The following is a 14496-nucleotide window of genomic DNA, read 5'->3' as shown; positions in this document are numbered from 1 at the left end:
AAGAGCTGTTCGATCGGATTGAGATCGGGTGAGTATTTCGGCAGGAAGAAGAGCCTTGCGCCGGCGGCGCGTATGGCCCGGCGCACCGCCTTGCCTTTGTGCGAGCCGAGATTGTCCATGACGACGATGTCGCCGAACCGCAGGGTCGGGACGAGCACCTTCTCGATATAGAGGAGGAACCTCTCTGCGTTGATCGGGCCGTCGATCAGCCAAGGCGCATCGACACGGTCTTGGCGCAGCGCCGCCAGGAAGGTCATGGTCTTCCAGTGGCCATGCGGCACTTTGGCCTTGATGCGCTGTCCAACCGGCGCCCAACCCCTGAGCGGCGACATGTTGGTCTTGGTCCAGGTCTCGTCGATGAAGACCAGCCGCGCGGGATCGACCCGGCCCCGATACTTCGTCCACTGCATCCGCCGTCGCGCGATATCGGGACGATCCTGCTCGGCGGCGATCAGCGTCTTTTTTTGTGACTGAGCTTCTCGGCGTGCACGAACTCCCACACCGAGCGGTAGTCGACCTGCAGGCCACGCTCGCCGAGCTCGGCCACAAGGCCGCGCAAGGTGAAGTCCCTGTCGTGACAGCGCTCGATCAGCCAGTCGCGCCACGCTCCCGAGAGCTTCTTCGGTTTGTAGCCGCCAACCTGGCGTGGTGCCGCGCTGCCAGTTTCTTCGACACGCTTAAGCCACGCAATGGCCGCGCTATAGCTGACGCCAAAGCGAGCCGCCGCCGCCCGCCGCGACAGCCCTTCCGTCTTCACCGCGGCCACAACCCGCTCGCGAAGGTCCATCGAATATCCTGCCATCCATGCTGGCCTCCTCCCAGCATGAATGTTGAATCAGAACTGCGATGATTTGGGAATCCTACGACTCATATAAATCTCATCCCGCTCTAGGGCCCGCCTGTCGTGACAGCCCGACCCGGCGCTGCCGCGAACCGATCTGACGTCACTGGCACCCCGGCTATTGGAGCTGGTGATCGCTTTCTGGGGATGAACGCCCGCGCTGGAGGCGGTGCGGGCGTTTTTTGTTGAGCTCCTCACACGAGGGTTCATTTCGTTGGGCTTCCCGAAAACGTTCGTGATTGGCCGAAGCCTCTCAGCTTCGTCATCCACGGGCGGAGCGGAAGCGAAGCGGACGCGGAGACCCGAGAATCCATTCCGTTACCTTAATCGTAGAATCCAGCGGAGCAGAATTCTGCACCGTGGCAATGCCTCAACGTCACGGAATGGATCCTATGGTCTGCGCGCGTCGCTTCGCTCCTTGCTCCGCCCGTGGATGACGAACTGACAGGCGCCTTGGCCAATATCCACATTATGCCAAATGCAGGCACGATCTGGATTGGTGGCTCACACCACCAGATCTGGCATTGGCTTCACCGCCACCGACTCCGGAAACACCTTGTCGCCTAGCACCGCCGCAGACAGCCCGAACTGATCCGCCAGCAGGCCCTTGAGCACCGCGCGCACATCGCTGGTCGGCGCCAGGTCGCGTTGTTCGTAGAGCTGGGCCGGCTTCAGCCCCGGCCAGTCGGCGATGACGCGGCCGCCCTTGATCGCGCCGCCGGCGAGCAGCGCCACGGTGGCGGTGCCGTGGTCGGTGCCGACCGTACCGTTGATGCGCGCGGTGCGGCCGAATTCGGTGATGGCGACGATCGCCGTGTCCTTCCATCTCGAGCCAAGCCCTTTCTCGAATTCCTCGAAGGCGCCGTCGAGGCCGCCGAGCAGATTGGCGAGCCGGCCTGTCGCGCCGCCTTCGTTGACATGCGTGTCCCAGCCGTCGAAGGCGAGCGCCGCGATGCGCGGCCCGTCATCGGCCGCCATCAGCCTTGCCGCGCCCTGCGCCGACTGCCGCATGCCGCCGGCATTGTCGAGGCCGTTTGGCTTCATCGTCTTGCGGTCGAGCTGGTCGCCCATTGCCATGCGGTCGGCGTCGAGCCCTTTCTGCAGCGCCGCAGCCAGCACCGGGTCGCGATGGCTGTAGAGGTCGAGCACGCGCTCAGCCAGCGCATCGCCGGGCGTCGGCAAGGCCTGCGGCGCCCAGCCGAGCACGGGAGCGGCGCCGCGCATCACCAGCGGCGTCGAAGGCCCGACCGCGAGCCCGCCGGCCTTCGCTATCCTGTCGCCCGCCGGCAGGCTGGCCAGCGCCCGGTTGAGCCAGCCGGTGGTGGCATTGCCGGGGCCGGGCAGGCCGCTTTCCAGCACGTCCTGGCCGTCGAAATGCGAGCGGTCGCGGTAGCCGGTCGCGGCCGCATGCACCACCGCCGCCTGGCTTGCCTTGAACAGGCGCGCAAACACCGGCATTGCCGGGTTGACGGCGAAGAAACCGTCGAGCGGCAATGCCGGGTTGGCGCCGGAGAGCGAAAGCGCGATGTCGCCATGCAGGCCGGCATAATCGGGATCGCCGACCGGCCCGACCGTCGATAGCCCGTCAAGCGCGCCGCGCAGCACGATGACGATCAGGCGCGGGTCGCGATTGTCGGCCGCGCGGGCAAAGCGCGGCAGGAAAGCCCATGCAAACAGTGCGCCGCCGGTCATCAGCACGGCGCGGCGGGACAGGTTTGGGGTTTCGCAAAGAAAGCTCATCGCCGCATCTCCATTGCTACCGTCGCTGGAATTCTGGCGCCATCAACAGCAGCGCCAGGCCCTGCTGCCTGGACTCGGCGCGCGAAATCGCCTGCCGTGTCTCGGCCGATACGGACGCGCCGATCAGCGACGCCAGCATCTCGTTGGGATTGCCGATGTCGTCCGCCTGCTTCGCGGCCTGCCAAGCAATATCCAGCCGCGTCTTGAGGCCCTCGGCGGAGGTCCATGCATCCGTCTGGTCGGAAAAGCCGTTCGGCCCCGGCGGCTGCCAGAGCGGTTCGCCAAGCGCCCGCAGCCAGCGAAGCGACCGTTGCGGTTCGTTGCCGGCGGTAGCGCCGACCGCTCGTCGCAGCGCGACGACATAGTCCAATGGCGAGCGCAGCTTAGTGAGCGGCGTCGACCAGGCTTCGGGGATATCGATCAACGTCAATGCGATCGAGCGCAGGTCGCCGTCGGTCTTGGTGAAGACCGCGGCCAGGCGGGCGACCGTCGCCGGCGGCGGATCGTCCGCGATGAAATGGCGCGCAAGCTTGGTGGCGATGTGCCGCGCGGTTGCCGGATGGCGGGCGATGTCGTTGAGCGCCGCCTCGGCCTGGCCCATACCACCGTCGGGATAGGTCTTGCCGAGGAGCATCGCCTGGCCCGGCTGGTGGGCGTTGGCGTTGAAGACGAATGTGCCCGGTTCTCCAAGCCGCCCCTCGCGTCCCGCCATCGTCCAGCCGGTCAGCATGCCGGCGAAACTGGTGACGTCGGCTTGGGCATAACCGCTGCCGACGCCAAGCGTGTGCAGCTCCAGGATCTCGCGGGCGAGGTTCTCGTTGAGGCCGCGGTTGCGTCGCTTGCCGGCGCGCGAATCCGGCCCGATCGACTGCTGGTTGTCGAGATAGAACAGCATTGCCGGGTGGTGCTCGACGGCCAAAAGCATGTCGGCGAAGCGGCCGAGCACGAAGGGGCGGATCGCCTCGCGCTCGAAGGCGCCGGCGCTTGCCCGCACGACCGGCGCCTTGGCGGCGGAAACGCAGAAATGGTTCGACCAGAAGCCGACCAGCCTCTCCACGAAGCCGGGTGTCGCGGCGAGCGCCTTGTCGAAACGAGCCTGCGCTTCGTCGCGATAGATATCGGCCTCGACGCGCGGCACCGCGGGTTTGGCTTTTGTCTCGGCCGGGCCGGTTGGATCAGCTGCTGCCGTCGGCTGCATGGCGGGCGCCGCCGTCTCGTCCCGTGCCGCCTTGCGTTCCGCGGCCGCCGTCATGCTGGCCTGGATCGCCGCGGTGCTGTCCAGCAACCCGGCGTTCCGCGGATCGTCGGGCGGAATGAGCGCGATGTCCTGCTGCTTGAGCTCGGCCTTGAGGTAACCGCGCGGATCGGCGGCGATCTTGCCAAGGTCGTCGCCGGATTTTGCACCGAGGCCGAAGCGATTGAGCGCGACCAGGGCCGGATCCGGCAATACGGGATTTGCAACTGGTGTGGCCAACGAAGCCTCCGTCCGAAGCCGACTCGAATCAGTGAGATAGAGCATGATGTCGTTCGAAAACCGCTTCACACTTTTCGGCACCATGCTCCGGCGCGTCGGCCGGCATGTTCCATGGATCGCAAGGGCGCTCATGAGGCGGGCCGCGGCACGGGCATCATGAGGCGGTTCCTACCAGCGGCGCCAGTGGTGCCAGCGGTGATAGGGGTGCCAGACCGGGCCGATATAGACGCGCGGCCCGCCCCAGTAATGATAGCCGGGATAGATCACGCGGCGATTGGGGACGCAGCGGCCCCAGTGGTTGGGGTGCCAGCCCGGACCGCAGCCCCAGGCGACGTGCTCTATCATTGCGGACGCCGGCGCAACCGGTGCGATCGGCATCGCCGATGCGGCACTTGCCGCGGCTGTCCCGCCGATGGCGAGCGCGGCCGCGATGGAATATTTTGTCAGACCGTTCATGGGATACTCCCGAAAGTTTCGAGGTTGAAGAGAACCTGCCCGCCAAAGGCGGTCACAGGCCTGTCCCTCTTTCCCTTGAACGGCATCGCCGGCGCTTTCCGTCGCTGCCTATGGCGATTTTTTTGCGGGCGGCTGCCTGCCGGCACGCCGCAACAGGGCGTCCGCCAGCAGTTGACGATCTTCCGGCGAGCCTGATGCCGCGAATTCGATGATGCGCTGCTCCAGCCTCGCGCGGACGGTGACATCGGCATTTCGAGCCCGCTCGAGTGCTGCCGCGAGCGCTGCCGTGTCGAGCGTCGGCTGTTGCAGGAGGTTGGCGGCCTCGCGCCTTGCGGCCTGGCCGTCGAGGATGACATCTCGCGATTCCCGGCGAGCTTCGCGCAGCGCCTGGCGGAAGACCTTGCGGTCGGCCGCGGGCAGCCGGCCGCCCGCCGATTCCAGCGAATAGCCCGGATTGGATTTGCCGATCAGCCAGCCGGCGCCGCCGGCCATCGCGCCGATCAGAAAAACATTCAGCACCAGCGATGCCGCGACAAGACGGGGGCTCATAGGTCCTCCTCGGTCTGGTCGGCGCCGGGACCGGCATCGCCGAACGACGTCGCATTGGCGTCCATCACATAGTGGTCGGAGGGAGCGTCCGGGGTGACGACGGTCACCAGCGCCAGCCCGGCCACGGCGCCGGCGAGGCCGACGCCCGCAAGCCCGAAGCCCAGCCACCAGAACCGCCGGCGGAGGCCTTGCCTGACGTCTGCCGTAGCACGGGCGACGATCGTGCCATAAAGCGCGGAGCTTGGCGCCTCGACGCTATGCCGGTTGAGCATGGCGTCGAGCCTGACGGCGCGCCGCAGGACAGCGCGGCCTTCCTCGGTCTCGGCAAACAGCAAGGCGGCTGCCTGTTCGGCCGGCGGCCAGCGATGCAATGCGCTGCCATAGGCATCCGCCAGCGCGGCAAAACGCTTGGCGTCCATCGGCCCTTCCGCAGTCTTCTCAGCCATCTCGCTTCCCCTTCCACCGTTCCGACGTGGCCCCCCACGTCATCATCTGCAAAGCCGGCAATTCCCTCGCTGTTTCAGTCAACGTCATCATCTCCGATAAGCATGGCCTGCAATGCGCGTCGGCCACGCGCGAGCAGGCTTTCCAGCGCATCGACGCTGACCTGCATGGCGCTGGCCGCCTCGATGTTGGACAGCTCCTGATAATACACCAGCACGATCGCCTCGCGCTGCCGCGGCGTGATGCGCTGCAGCGCATGGCTGACCCGCCGCTCGTCGTCGCCCGGCAGGGCATCGGGAAGCGGCGCCTCGTCGGCCACCTCCGGCAGCTCGTCCGTCGTCCATTCGCGTCGGCGCCGCAGCCGGTCGTAGCAGAGGTTGAGCGCAACGCGGTGGATCCAGGTGTCGAAGCGTGCGCGCCCCTGGCGCCAGCCCGAGGCGTGGCGCCAGATACGCACGAAAGTCTCCTGGGCGACGTCTTCCGCCTCCGCAGCGTCGCCGAGCATCCGCGTGGCCAGAGCCAGGACGCGTGGCAGCTTGCGCGCCACCATCGCCTGCACGGCGGCGGGATCGCCGGCACCGATGCGGCGTACCAGTTCCTCGTCCGGATCGGCGCCCATCAGCCCGGGCGCTCGCGATTGTCATTATGCGGCATAACCTCTTGGTCATTGCTCCTGATTGGGAGCGGTTTTGTGGCCCGGCCTCTCGTCGGCGCTGAGCACGCCGTCACTGTTCTTGTCGAGCCTTGCAAAGCGCTTGGCGAGGAAGGCGTCGAGCTCGGCCTTGTCGACGAAGCCGTCCTTGTTGGTGTCCATGCGTGCGAAGGATTTGGCCGGATCGCCCTTGGCCTTGCGCTCGGTCTGGAAAGCGGTCCATTCGGCGAGGCTGACCTTGCCGTCATTGTCCGTATCCGCCCGCATGAACGCCTTTTCCCGGCGCGCCTCGAACGTCTCCAGCGTCAGGCCGGACTTGGTGAGGCCGGACGTGGCGGCAGCGGCAGCCGAGGTGCCCGGCGTCGTCTGGGCCGGTGCGGGGGCAGGGGTCGGCGTCGCTGTCTGGGCGACCGCGGCCGCGGTCTGCAAGCCAAGGGCAACGACAAGTATCGTAGGGCGGATCATGCTCTCGTCTCCGGTTGGGCGGGGCCATTGGCGGCCACGCTTCAGCCGTTAAACGCGGCGACGAGCAAAATCCGTCGGTCCTTCATCGACCGGACATCAAATCCATCGGATCGGGCTGCGCCGGACCGGAGCGTCCCCAAAAGGACTGAAAGCGACGACTATCTCGGCTGGTCGACCACCACCAGCTGGTCCGGCTTGAAGCCCGCATGCTGCGGGGTCCAGACGTCGCCTTCGCGGTTGAACCAGTGGCACAGATACATGCCGGAGGCCGCGCCGTCGCTGATTGTCATTTCCGGGCCTCCGGATTTCAGCCTGACGACGTCTCCGGTCTTGAAACTATTGGGCATTTCGACCTCCCATGCTGACAAGTGGAGTTTCCCACCAACAGCGATTCCCGACAATGGCCGAGATGCGCCGATGACGTGGTGCAGGGCTGGGAAGGCGTGGAAAGACTGATGCCGCTTGCGTGACACGCCGGGCAGCACTGAATGCGTGGGCGGATCATGTCGAGGCTTTGGAGCCGAAGCGGCCGCGTGATCGCTCTTTGCGTTTAATCGGTGTCGCGCCGCGGAACCGGCGTCTGCACCGATTGGCTGTCTTCTCCGGCCGGGCGGCCGGTCTTAGACCTTTCATCGGGCCACAACGCTTGTGCCTTCATTACCGCTGCCAAAAGATTATCTGCTCCGACGCTTCCGATCTCAGTTGGAAGCGGGCTGTTGCCGCCTGCTCCGAAATCGACGTGATAGACCCTGCAACTCCTCATCGCACTTCCGACAATTGCGTCTCGGCACGGGCGCTAAGATGGAAGCCCGGCTCGCTTTTTAGGATTGAGATCCGCAAGCCGGGCTATGCACCGACCGATGGGCGGGGGGCTTGGGGTTATCAGCCGGCGCGATCGCGAGACTGTCTGATTTGCCCGCTGGCCCACAATCGACCGAGGTCCATCCTGCCAAGCGCATTGGTCCGAAGGGACCAAAGATATAGCCCCTTATTCCGTTGGGGCAGATTGCCCTGCCCTCAAAGGAAGGCGTCGTCCGCCGCGGATTTTGGAAGCTGCTCGCTCCGCATTCGATAGTCTTGCAAACGGGTGAACGAATATGGCGGGATCGCCTTTGCCCGCTCACGTAGGCAATCTGATATCCATTGACGGATAGTCGCTTGACGTCGTCGGCCCTTGTCGTAGCGGCCTCCGAAAACGGGGATGGTATTATATCGTGCCCGGATTTGTACGGTCCGGGCACGATTGTGCGCTCTGGCGCGGACTGCGCCAGGCGCGCGGCCGTAGGCAAAACAGGGACAGGCCGGGCATTTTTGTTACCTGCCCCGTTGCCTATGTTTGGTTCACGGGCAGACCGGTTAAGCGCTCGGCCTCCGGTAACAGTTTGGTTCTCTTGGAGAAATTTTGGTGCCGCTTGCGTGACTCGAACACGCGACCCCATCATTACGAATGATGTGCTCTACCAACTGAGCTAAAGCGGCCCGGGAAGCGTCAGGCTTCCGGAATGGGCTGCGTGATAGACTCAACCGCTCGCTAATTCAAGATGGGCAGCGGTGAATTCCGACCTGGAGCCTGGCAATTCCCCTATACGGTTAGCGCGCAACAGATGCGGCCGAGGCCTTTGGCGGCGTGCAAGCCGGCTTGTGGATGACAACGCGACGGATAGGTTGCCGTACCGGCTGCGTGGAAAAATGTTGATTCTTCAACAAAAAATGCCGAAATGGCTTTGGCCGGCAAGGCAGCCGCTCGCCCGTTGATTGATTGGTCGCCTGCGGCTAACGATCAGGGAACTGTGAGCGAAAGCACAGAGGGAGCTCGCTTGGACGCCATCGAGAAAGCGATCCGCAATGCCTTCGAGAAAGGCAATGCCGAGGACCGGGCGTTCCGCGAGAAGGTCTATCGATCGGCCTTTGCCGCGCTGGACCGCGTCCTGCAGGCCAACCCGAACATCACGGTCGAGGCCGCCATCGGCCGCCGCAAGGCGGTGCAGGCCAAGATCACGGAGATCGAGTCCGAATTCCTGCCTGCGGTGCCCGATGTGACGCTGCCGCCGGAAAACGTCGCGCCGGCCGGCAATGGCGCGCCGAGCCCTCGCGCCGACATTCCGGCCGCGTCGGTCGCGCCATCGGTCGACGCGCCCTTGCCGCCGGCGCAATCAGCGTCGTCGCCCTCGATCACCTTTGACGGCCCGGTCCAGCCCGATGCCTCGGACCAGCCGCGCTCGCGCGTGCTGCCGCGAGTGCCCGACATCATGCCGGACGAGACGGCGCTTCCCAACGCCCCGTCGCTCGATGATTCGCCGGGTGCTCCGGTCGGCAATGGCGCGCAGGTCGCGCCGGACCGGGACGAGCGGCGGATCAGGGGGCGGCGCCTGCCGTTGACCGCGATCTTCGCCGTCGCGACACTGCTCGCGGCCGCCGGCATCGGCCTCTACTTCGCCAAGCAGACCGGGGTCTTCAAGACGGCCGCCGAGCTCAACACCGGCCCGCCCGAGCCGACGCCGACGCTGGACGACGAGGACTCCTCGCAGCCGGCCTCGCCCGGCTCGCCGCAGAAGCCGGGCGAGGCGGATCAGTCGAAGAACTGGATCAACGTCTTCTCGCCCGCCGATCCGACCCATGTCAGCACGCCTTCCGACGCCAGAGCCGACGTGATGAAGGACGACACCGGCCTGTTCCTGCGCATCCGCTCCGGCGCGTCGGGCTCGGCCATTGCCTTCGATGTCGGCCAGGGCGTGCTGGAGAAGCTCGCCGGCAAGCACGCCATGTTCGACATCGTCGCCCGCTCGGAAGAGGGCAAGGAGACGCAGGTATCGGTGGACTGCAATTTCGGCGATCTCGGCGATTGCGGCCGCAAGCGTTACGCGGTCGGCCACGAACGCAACGAATATCTGTTCGACGTCCAGTTCCCCAACAAGCACCCGGGTGCCGCCGGCACCATCGCCGTCAACTCCGACTTCGACCAGAAGGGCAAGTCCGTCGATATCTACGAGATACGCGTTTCGATCGCGGAGTAGTTTCGGAACCAACTGGTAAATTGCCGACGTCGGCGCCGCCCCTCATCTGCCTGCCGGCATCTTCTCCCCGTGGAACGGGGAGAAGGGGGCTCTCGTCGGCGACCTCGCCAATCGCCTACGTTGCACGGACAGCGCCGGCATTGCGGCCAGCTTCTTTCTCCCCGTTCTACGGGGAGAAATGCCCGGCAGGGCAATGAGGGCGGCGCCAGCGTTCTCAAGCGAGGGCGAACTTGAGCAACAGCCTCCCTCTGACTAGGCGAGCGGGTCGAGCAGTGCCTGCAGTGTCTCGATACGGTCGGCTTCCGCGGCCGGCTTGTCCCAGCGCAGCCGTGAAATGCGAGGAAAGCGCATCGCGACGCCGGATTTGTGGCGGGTCGAGCGGTTGAGTCCTTCGAACGCCACCTCCAGCACCAGGCCGTTCCGGCGATCGGCGCGCACCGAGCGCACCGGCCCGAAACGCTCGATCGTGTTGTCGCGCACATATTTGTCGATCTCTCTCAGCTCCTCGTCGGTGAAGCCGAAATAGGCCTTGCCGACCGGCACCAGCTCTTCCGAGCCCTCGGGGCCGGACCAGACGCCGAACGTGTAGTCGGAATAGAAGCTGGAACGCTTGCCGTGGCCGCGCTGCGCATACATCAGCACCGCATCGACCGTATGCGGATCGCGCTTCCACTTGAACCATGGGCCTTTCGGCCGGCCGGCAAGATAGGGCGAATCCCAGCGCTTCAGCATCACCCCCTCGATGATCGGATGCGGCGGCGCCTGGCGCAGCCGCTCCAGGGTCTCCCAATCGGGGAACTTAACCAGCGGCGAGAGGTCGAAGCGGCTGGGGTCGAGCGTGTTGACGAAGGCTTCAAGGTGCTTGCGGCGCTCTGCAAAGGGCAGCGCGCGCAAATCCTCGCCGTCGATCTGCAGCGCGTCGTAGCAGCGCATGAAAGCCGGATATTGCTGCTGGATTTTTGGCGAGACGCTCTTGCGGTTCAGCCGCTGCTGCAGGTCGGAGAAGGTCCCGGTCGCCTCGCGCGGGTCGCCGACCAGCAACTCGCCATCGAGCGCCGCTTCGAAATTCATTGTCGCGGCAAGGTCCGGGAAGGCACCGGACACATCGTCACCGGTGCGCGAATAGAGCCTGCGGACGCCGCCTTCGCACACCGCCTGCACGCGGATGCCGTCCCACTTCCATTCCGCCGCGTAGTCGGCCGGTTCGAGCTTTTCGAGATCGCCATCGTCGACGGCATTGGAGAGCATCACCGGCCGAAACAGCGCGAGCGCCGCGCTCTTCGGCTTGTCCGCTTTGCCTTCCAGCCAGGCGAACAGCTCGGTGTAAGGCGGCGCCAGCCCGTGCCAGAGCTCCTCGATCTCGGCGACGTCGACTTTGCCAAGCTCGGCCAGCGCCTGTTTGGCGAGCCGCGCTGAAACGCCGATCCGCAACCCGCCGGTCACCAGCTTGATGATAGCGAAGCGCGCTGAGATACTGGCGTTGTCCAGCAACCTCGCCAGCACCTTGGGTCCGTCCGATCGGCTGGCCGCCTGCAGCTTGCCGACCACCTCTGCAAGCGTCGGGTGATGGTTGGGAGTATGCCCGGCCGGTTGCGGCCAGACCAGCGACACCGTCTCGGCGAGGTCGCCGACATAGTCGTAGGAATAACCGAACAGCACCGGGTCCATGCGCTCGACCACCAGCGCGCGCAGCATCGCCGGCTTCACCGCCGCGATCGACAGGTCGCCGGTGATCGCCGCCAGCGCCAGCCCGCGATCGGGGTCCTCGACACCGCGAAAATAGTCGGTAAGCAGCGTCAGCTTGCCGTTGCGCGACGGCGTCAGCACCAGCCGGTCGAGGAGTTCGGCGAAGCGGTTCATGGCCGGGTGCACCACGCCAATGGCGAAAGCCGGCGCCAGGCACCCCCCTCTGTCCTGCCGGACATCTCCCCCGCAAGGGGGGAGATTGGCAGTTTCGGCTGTGCCGCACATCCTGCAACGCTGGTGATTGGCGAAGGCCGTTGCGACATTCGATCTCCCCCCTTGCGGGGGAGATGGCCGGCAGGCCAGAGGGGGGTGCGAAGGATCGATGCGTTCGCGATTTCTGGATTTAAAAACACTATCAATCGCCCTCGTCCTCATACCCCACCAGATGCAGCGGCCGGGCGGCGATGCCTTCGAGTTCGCACCAGCGCACCAAGGCCTCCTCGCGACCATGCGTTACCCAGATCTCCCCGGCGCCGGTTTCCTTGATCGTGGCGGTGAGCTCGTCCCAGTCGGCATGGTCGGAAATGATCAGCGGCAGCTCGACGCCGCCCTGCTTGGCGCGCTGGCGGATGCGCATCCATCCCGAGGCGAAGCAGGAGATCGGATCCGGAAAACGTCGCGCCCAGCGGTCGGCGAAGGCCGACGGCGGGCCGACGACGATCGCGCCGGCGAAATCGGCCTTGCTGCCGCTCTCCACGGTTCCTGGCTCCAGCCGGCCGAGATCGATGCCCTGGCCTTGATAGTATTCGCTGAGCTTCGCCAGCGCGCCATGGATATAGATCGGCCCGTCGTAGCCGGCGTCGCGCAACAGCCGCATCACGCGCTGCGCCTTGCCGAGCGCATAGGCGCCGATCAGATGCGAGCGTTCGGGAAACTGCGCCGCCGATTTGAGCACGCGCGCGATTTCCTCATGATCCGGCGGATGGCGGAACACCGGCAGGCCGAAGGTCGCTTCGGTGATGAAGACATCGCACCGAATAGGCTCGAACGGCAGGCAGGTGGCGTCCTTCTGGCGCTTGTAGTCGCCGGAGGCGACGATGCGCATGCCCTGGTGCTCGACGGCGATCTGCGCCGAGCCCAGCACATGCCCGGCCGGGTGGAAAGTGACGGAAACGCCATTGATGTCGACCGTTTCGCCAAGCGCTGCTGCCTGCGTCGTCCCGGCGAAATCCTCGCCATAGCGCAGCCCCATGATGTCGAGTGTCTCTTGGGTGGCGAGCACCGAGCGGTGGCCGGAGCGCGCATGGTCGGAATGGCCGTGCGTGATCAGCGCCCGCTCGACGGGCCGCACCGGGTCGATGAAGAAATCGCCCGGCGGGCAATAGAGGCCTTCCGGCCGGGATTTGAGCAGGTCGCTGGCGCGCATCGCTCCAAGATAGTGGCTAAATTCCGCGCGGGAAGCCTGTTGCAAGAGACTGCTGACTCGTCCTAGATCGCGCTCGCGTTTCGTTGTAACGCCATCACGATCTAACTCTTTGTTGAGCATGATCTCTTTCCGAAAACCGGTTCCCACTTTTTGCTTCGCTGACCTTCGGTTCGGGATCATGCTGTAGAGCCGGCCGCCGGCCGCCGGCTCGCCTCGCCGGTAGGATCCTTCAAGAGATGAAACCGCTCCAGGCCTCGTCGGGCGATCTGAACGCCGACCGTCGTGCCGATTTCGCCGAGATGCTGCTCGCGTCGGGCGAGCCCGCGCAGGCGGCGGAGCTTTTGCTTGGCGCGCTGGAGCTCGCGCCGCAATGGGCTGCCGGCTGGTTTCGCCTCGGCGAGATGCAGGAAGCGGCTGGCCTGCTCGACCAGGCCGCGCGAGCCTGGGCCATGGCGCTGAAGCTGGAGCCCGCGGACCGACTTGGCGCCGCGCTCAAGCTTCAACTGATCGGCAAGGCGCCCGCCGCCGCGGCGCCGCCCAGCGCTTTTGTCGAGACCTTGTTCGATCACTACGCCGACAGTTTCGAGGAATCGCTTGTCGAGAAGCTCGGCTACGGATTGCCGGATTTTCTCAGGCACGCCATCCGCAAGGCAAGGCCCGGCCGATTCCGGCTGGCCCTCGACCTCGGCTGCGGCACCGGCCTGATGGGCGAAAGGCTGCGCCCGTTCGTCGACCGGCTGGAAGGCTACGACATCTCGGCCGGCATGTTGAAGAAAGCCAAGGCCAAAGGCATCTACGACCTGCTGGCCAAGGCCGATCTTCAGCATTTTTCTCACCCTGGCGCGGGAGCCGACCTCGTGGTCGCGGCCGACGTGTTCATCTATATCGGGGCGCTCGAACGCATTGTCGGCGCGGTGGCCGGCATGCTTGCCGATGGCGGCATGGTCGCGTTTTCGGTCGAGACGCTTGCCGGCGGCGGTGATTTCGCCCTACGACCGTCACGGCGTTACGCCCATTCCGAGGCCTATGCGCGGCGCGTGCTTTCCGCCAACGGGCTTAAGGTTTTGTCGCTGGAAAGCATGGTTATCCGGCACGACCGGCGTGATCCAGTCGAAGGCCTTGCCATTGTGGCTGGCTTCCCGGCTCCAGCTGCTCCGAAGAGGAATCCAGAAACCGCATGAGCCCGTGCTTGCTGCGAAAAAGCCCGAATGGCATGGTCGGGATCGCGCGGGGCGGATACCAAATCTTTATTTTACGCAATTCCGGACGGAAAACCGATACGCACTTTTCCTGGATTTGCTTTAAGGAGGGATCCATGCGCTGGACCATGGTTGCATTGGCGTCTTGCCTGACGGTCGCCGGATGTGTCGGCGGCACATCGATGGCCGAGCGCCAGGACGAGGATGTCCAATCCTCATTGCAATATGACGAGGTGCCTTGCGATCAATTGCTGGCGCAGCGCAATCAACTGGCGCAGCAGAACAATCTGCCTGTCACGGCCAAACCGGGCTTCTCCAATCCGGCGATGGGCTTCGGCCCGTTCATGCCTGACACGCGCTCCAAGGCACAGCGCGACAAGAACAAGGCGAGCGGCGAGATCGACGCCATGAACCGCTCGATCGAGCGCCGCGACTGCGGCAAGCCGAAGAAGAAGGAGAGTTTCGGGCTGCCTGGTTCGAAACCGTCCTGAGAATTCGACTATCCCGCTCAGCTCACCTCCGTGAGAGCGATCAAGCAATGCAATTCCAG

13 protein-coding genes, 1 tRNA gene and 1 pseudogene are annotated in these 14496 nt (G+C 65.3%); 3 read left to right on the top strand and 12 right to left on the bottom strand.

What is annotated here, in order from left to right:
* The 10 genes and pseudogenes from ACWGS9_RS01985 to ACWGS9_RS01940 all read right to left on the bottom strand — a co-directional run.
* Positions 1–802: pseudogene (locus tag ACWGS9_RS01985) on the bottom strand (IS630 family transposase); the annotation flags it as partial.
* Between the two features lie 543 nt (positions 803–1345).
* Positions 1346–2581: a DUF1501 domain-containing protein gene (locus ACWGS9_RS01980; protein WP_454503636.1), complete on the bottom strand. Its 1236-nt coding sequence runs from the start codon at positions 2579–2581 to the stop codon at positions 1346–1348.
* A 16-nt stretch (positions 2582–2597) separates the two neighbouring features.
* Positions 2598–4055 (bottom strand): DUF1800 domain-containing protein, encoded by a 1458-nt coding sequence (locus tag ACWGS9_RS01975; RefSeq protein WP_454503635.1) that lies wholly within the window; start codon positions 4053–4055, stop codon positions 2598–2600.
* A 168-nt stretch (positions 4056–4223) separates the two neighbouring features.
* Complete coding sequence (locus ACWGS9_RS01970; protein ID WP_454503634.1) at positions 4224–4511, bottom strand: GCG_CRPN prefix-to-repeats domain-containing protein; 288 nt, start codon at positions 4509–4511, stop codon at positions 4224–4226.
* 108 nt (positions 4512–4619) lie between these two features.
* Positions 4620–5060 carry a periplasmic heavy metal sensor gene (locus tag ACWGS9_RS01965; protein WP_454503633.1) on the bottom strand — a complete coding sequence of 147 codons (441 nt, stop codon included), beginning with the start codon at positions 5058–5060 and terminating at the stop codon, positions 4620–4622.
* Positions 5057–5506 (bottom strand): hypothetical protein, encoded by a 450-nt coding sequence (locus ACWGS9_RS01960; RefSeq protein ID WP_454503632.1) that lies wholly within the window; start codon positions 5504–5506, stop codon positions 5057–5059. The genes ACWGS9_RS01965 and ACWGS9_RS01960 overlap by 4 nt, the downstream gene beginning before the upstream one ends.
* Before the next feature lie 74 nt (positions 5507–5580).
* Positions 5581–6123 carry an RNA polymerase sigma factor gene (locus tag ACWGS9_RS01955; RefSeq protein ID WP_454503631.1) on the bottom strand — a complete coding sequence of 181 codons (543 nt, stop codon included), beginning with the start codon at positions 6121–6123 and terminating at the stop codon, positions 5581–5583.
* Between the two features lie 45 nt (positions 6124–6168).
* Positions 6169–6621, bottom strand: coding sequence for an EF-hand domain-containing protein (locus tag ACWGS9_RS01950; protein WP_454503630.1), 453 nt, complete (start codon positions 6619–6621; stop codon positions 6169–6171).
* A 158-nt stretch (positions 6622–6779) separates the two neighbouring features.
* A complete protein-coding gene (locus ACWGS9_RS01945; protein ID WP_073989443.1) occupies positions 6780–6968 on the bottom strand; it encodes a YodC family protein in 189 nt (62 codons plus the stop codon).
* A 1056-nt stretch (positions 6969–8024) separates the two neighbouring features.
* A tRNA-Thr gene (locus ACWGS9_RS01940) sits at positions 8025–8100 on the bottom strand.
* A gap of 338 nt (positions 8101–8438) precedes the next feature.
* Here ACWGS9_RS01940 and ACWGS9_RS01935 point away from each other — a divergent pair.
* Positions 8439–9635 (top strand): hypothetical protein, encoded by a 1197-nt coding sequence (locus ACWGS9_RS01935; protein WP_454503629.1) that lies wholly within the window; start codon positions 8439–8441, stop codon positions 9633–9635.
* A 252-nt stretch (positions 9636–9887) separates the two neighbouring features.
* Here ACWGS9_RS01935 and ACWGS9_RS01930 read toward each other — a convergent pair whose 3' ends face one another.
* Positions 9888–11495 carry a cisplatin damage response ATP-dependent DNA ligase gene (locus ACWGS9_RS01930; RefSeq protein WP_454503628.1) on the bottom strand — a complete coding sequence of 536 codons (1608 nt, stop codon included), beginning with the start codon at positions 11493–11495 and terminating at the stop codon, positions 9888–9890.
* Positions 11496–11736: 241 nt separating this feature from the next.
* Positions 11737–12747, bottom strand: a complete 1011-nt coding sequence (locus tag ACWGS9_RS01925) for a ligase-associated DNA damage response exonuclease (RefSeq protein WP_454503627.1) — start codon at positions 12745–12747, stop codon at positions 11737–11739.
* A gap of 236 nt (positions 12748–12983) precedes the next feature.
* On the opposite strand from ACWGS9_RS01925, the gene ACWGS9_RS01920 reads away from it, so the two are divergent.
* Both ACWGS9_RS01920 and ACWGS9_RS01915 read left to right on the top strand, forming a co-directional pair.
* Positions 12984–13928, top strand: a complete 945-nt coding sequence (locus tag ACWGS9_RS01920; RefSeq protein WP_454503626.1) for a methyltransferase domain-containing protein — start codon at positions 12984–12986, stop codon at positions 13926–13928.
* A 134-nt stretch (positions 13929–14062) separates the two neighbouring features.
* Complete coding sequence (locus tag ACWGS9_RS01915; RefSeq protein ID WP_454503625.1) at positions 14063–14437, top strand: hypothetical protein; 375 nt, start codon at positions 14063–14065, stop codon at positions 14435–14437.
* Positions 14438–14496 lie beyond the last annotated feature (59 nt).

The sequence above is a fragment of the Mesorhizobium sp. Arg314 genome (genome assembly GCF_053714275.1).
The sequence above is the reverse complement of the archived record's forward strand: the minus strand, read 5'-3'. Positions and strand labels throughout refer to the sequence as shown.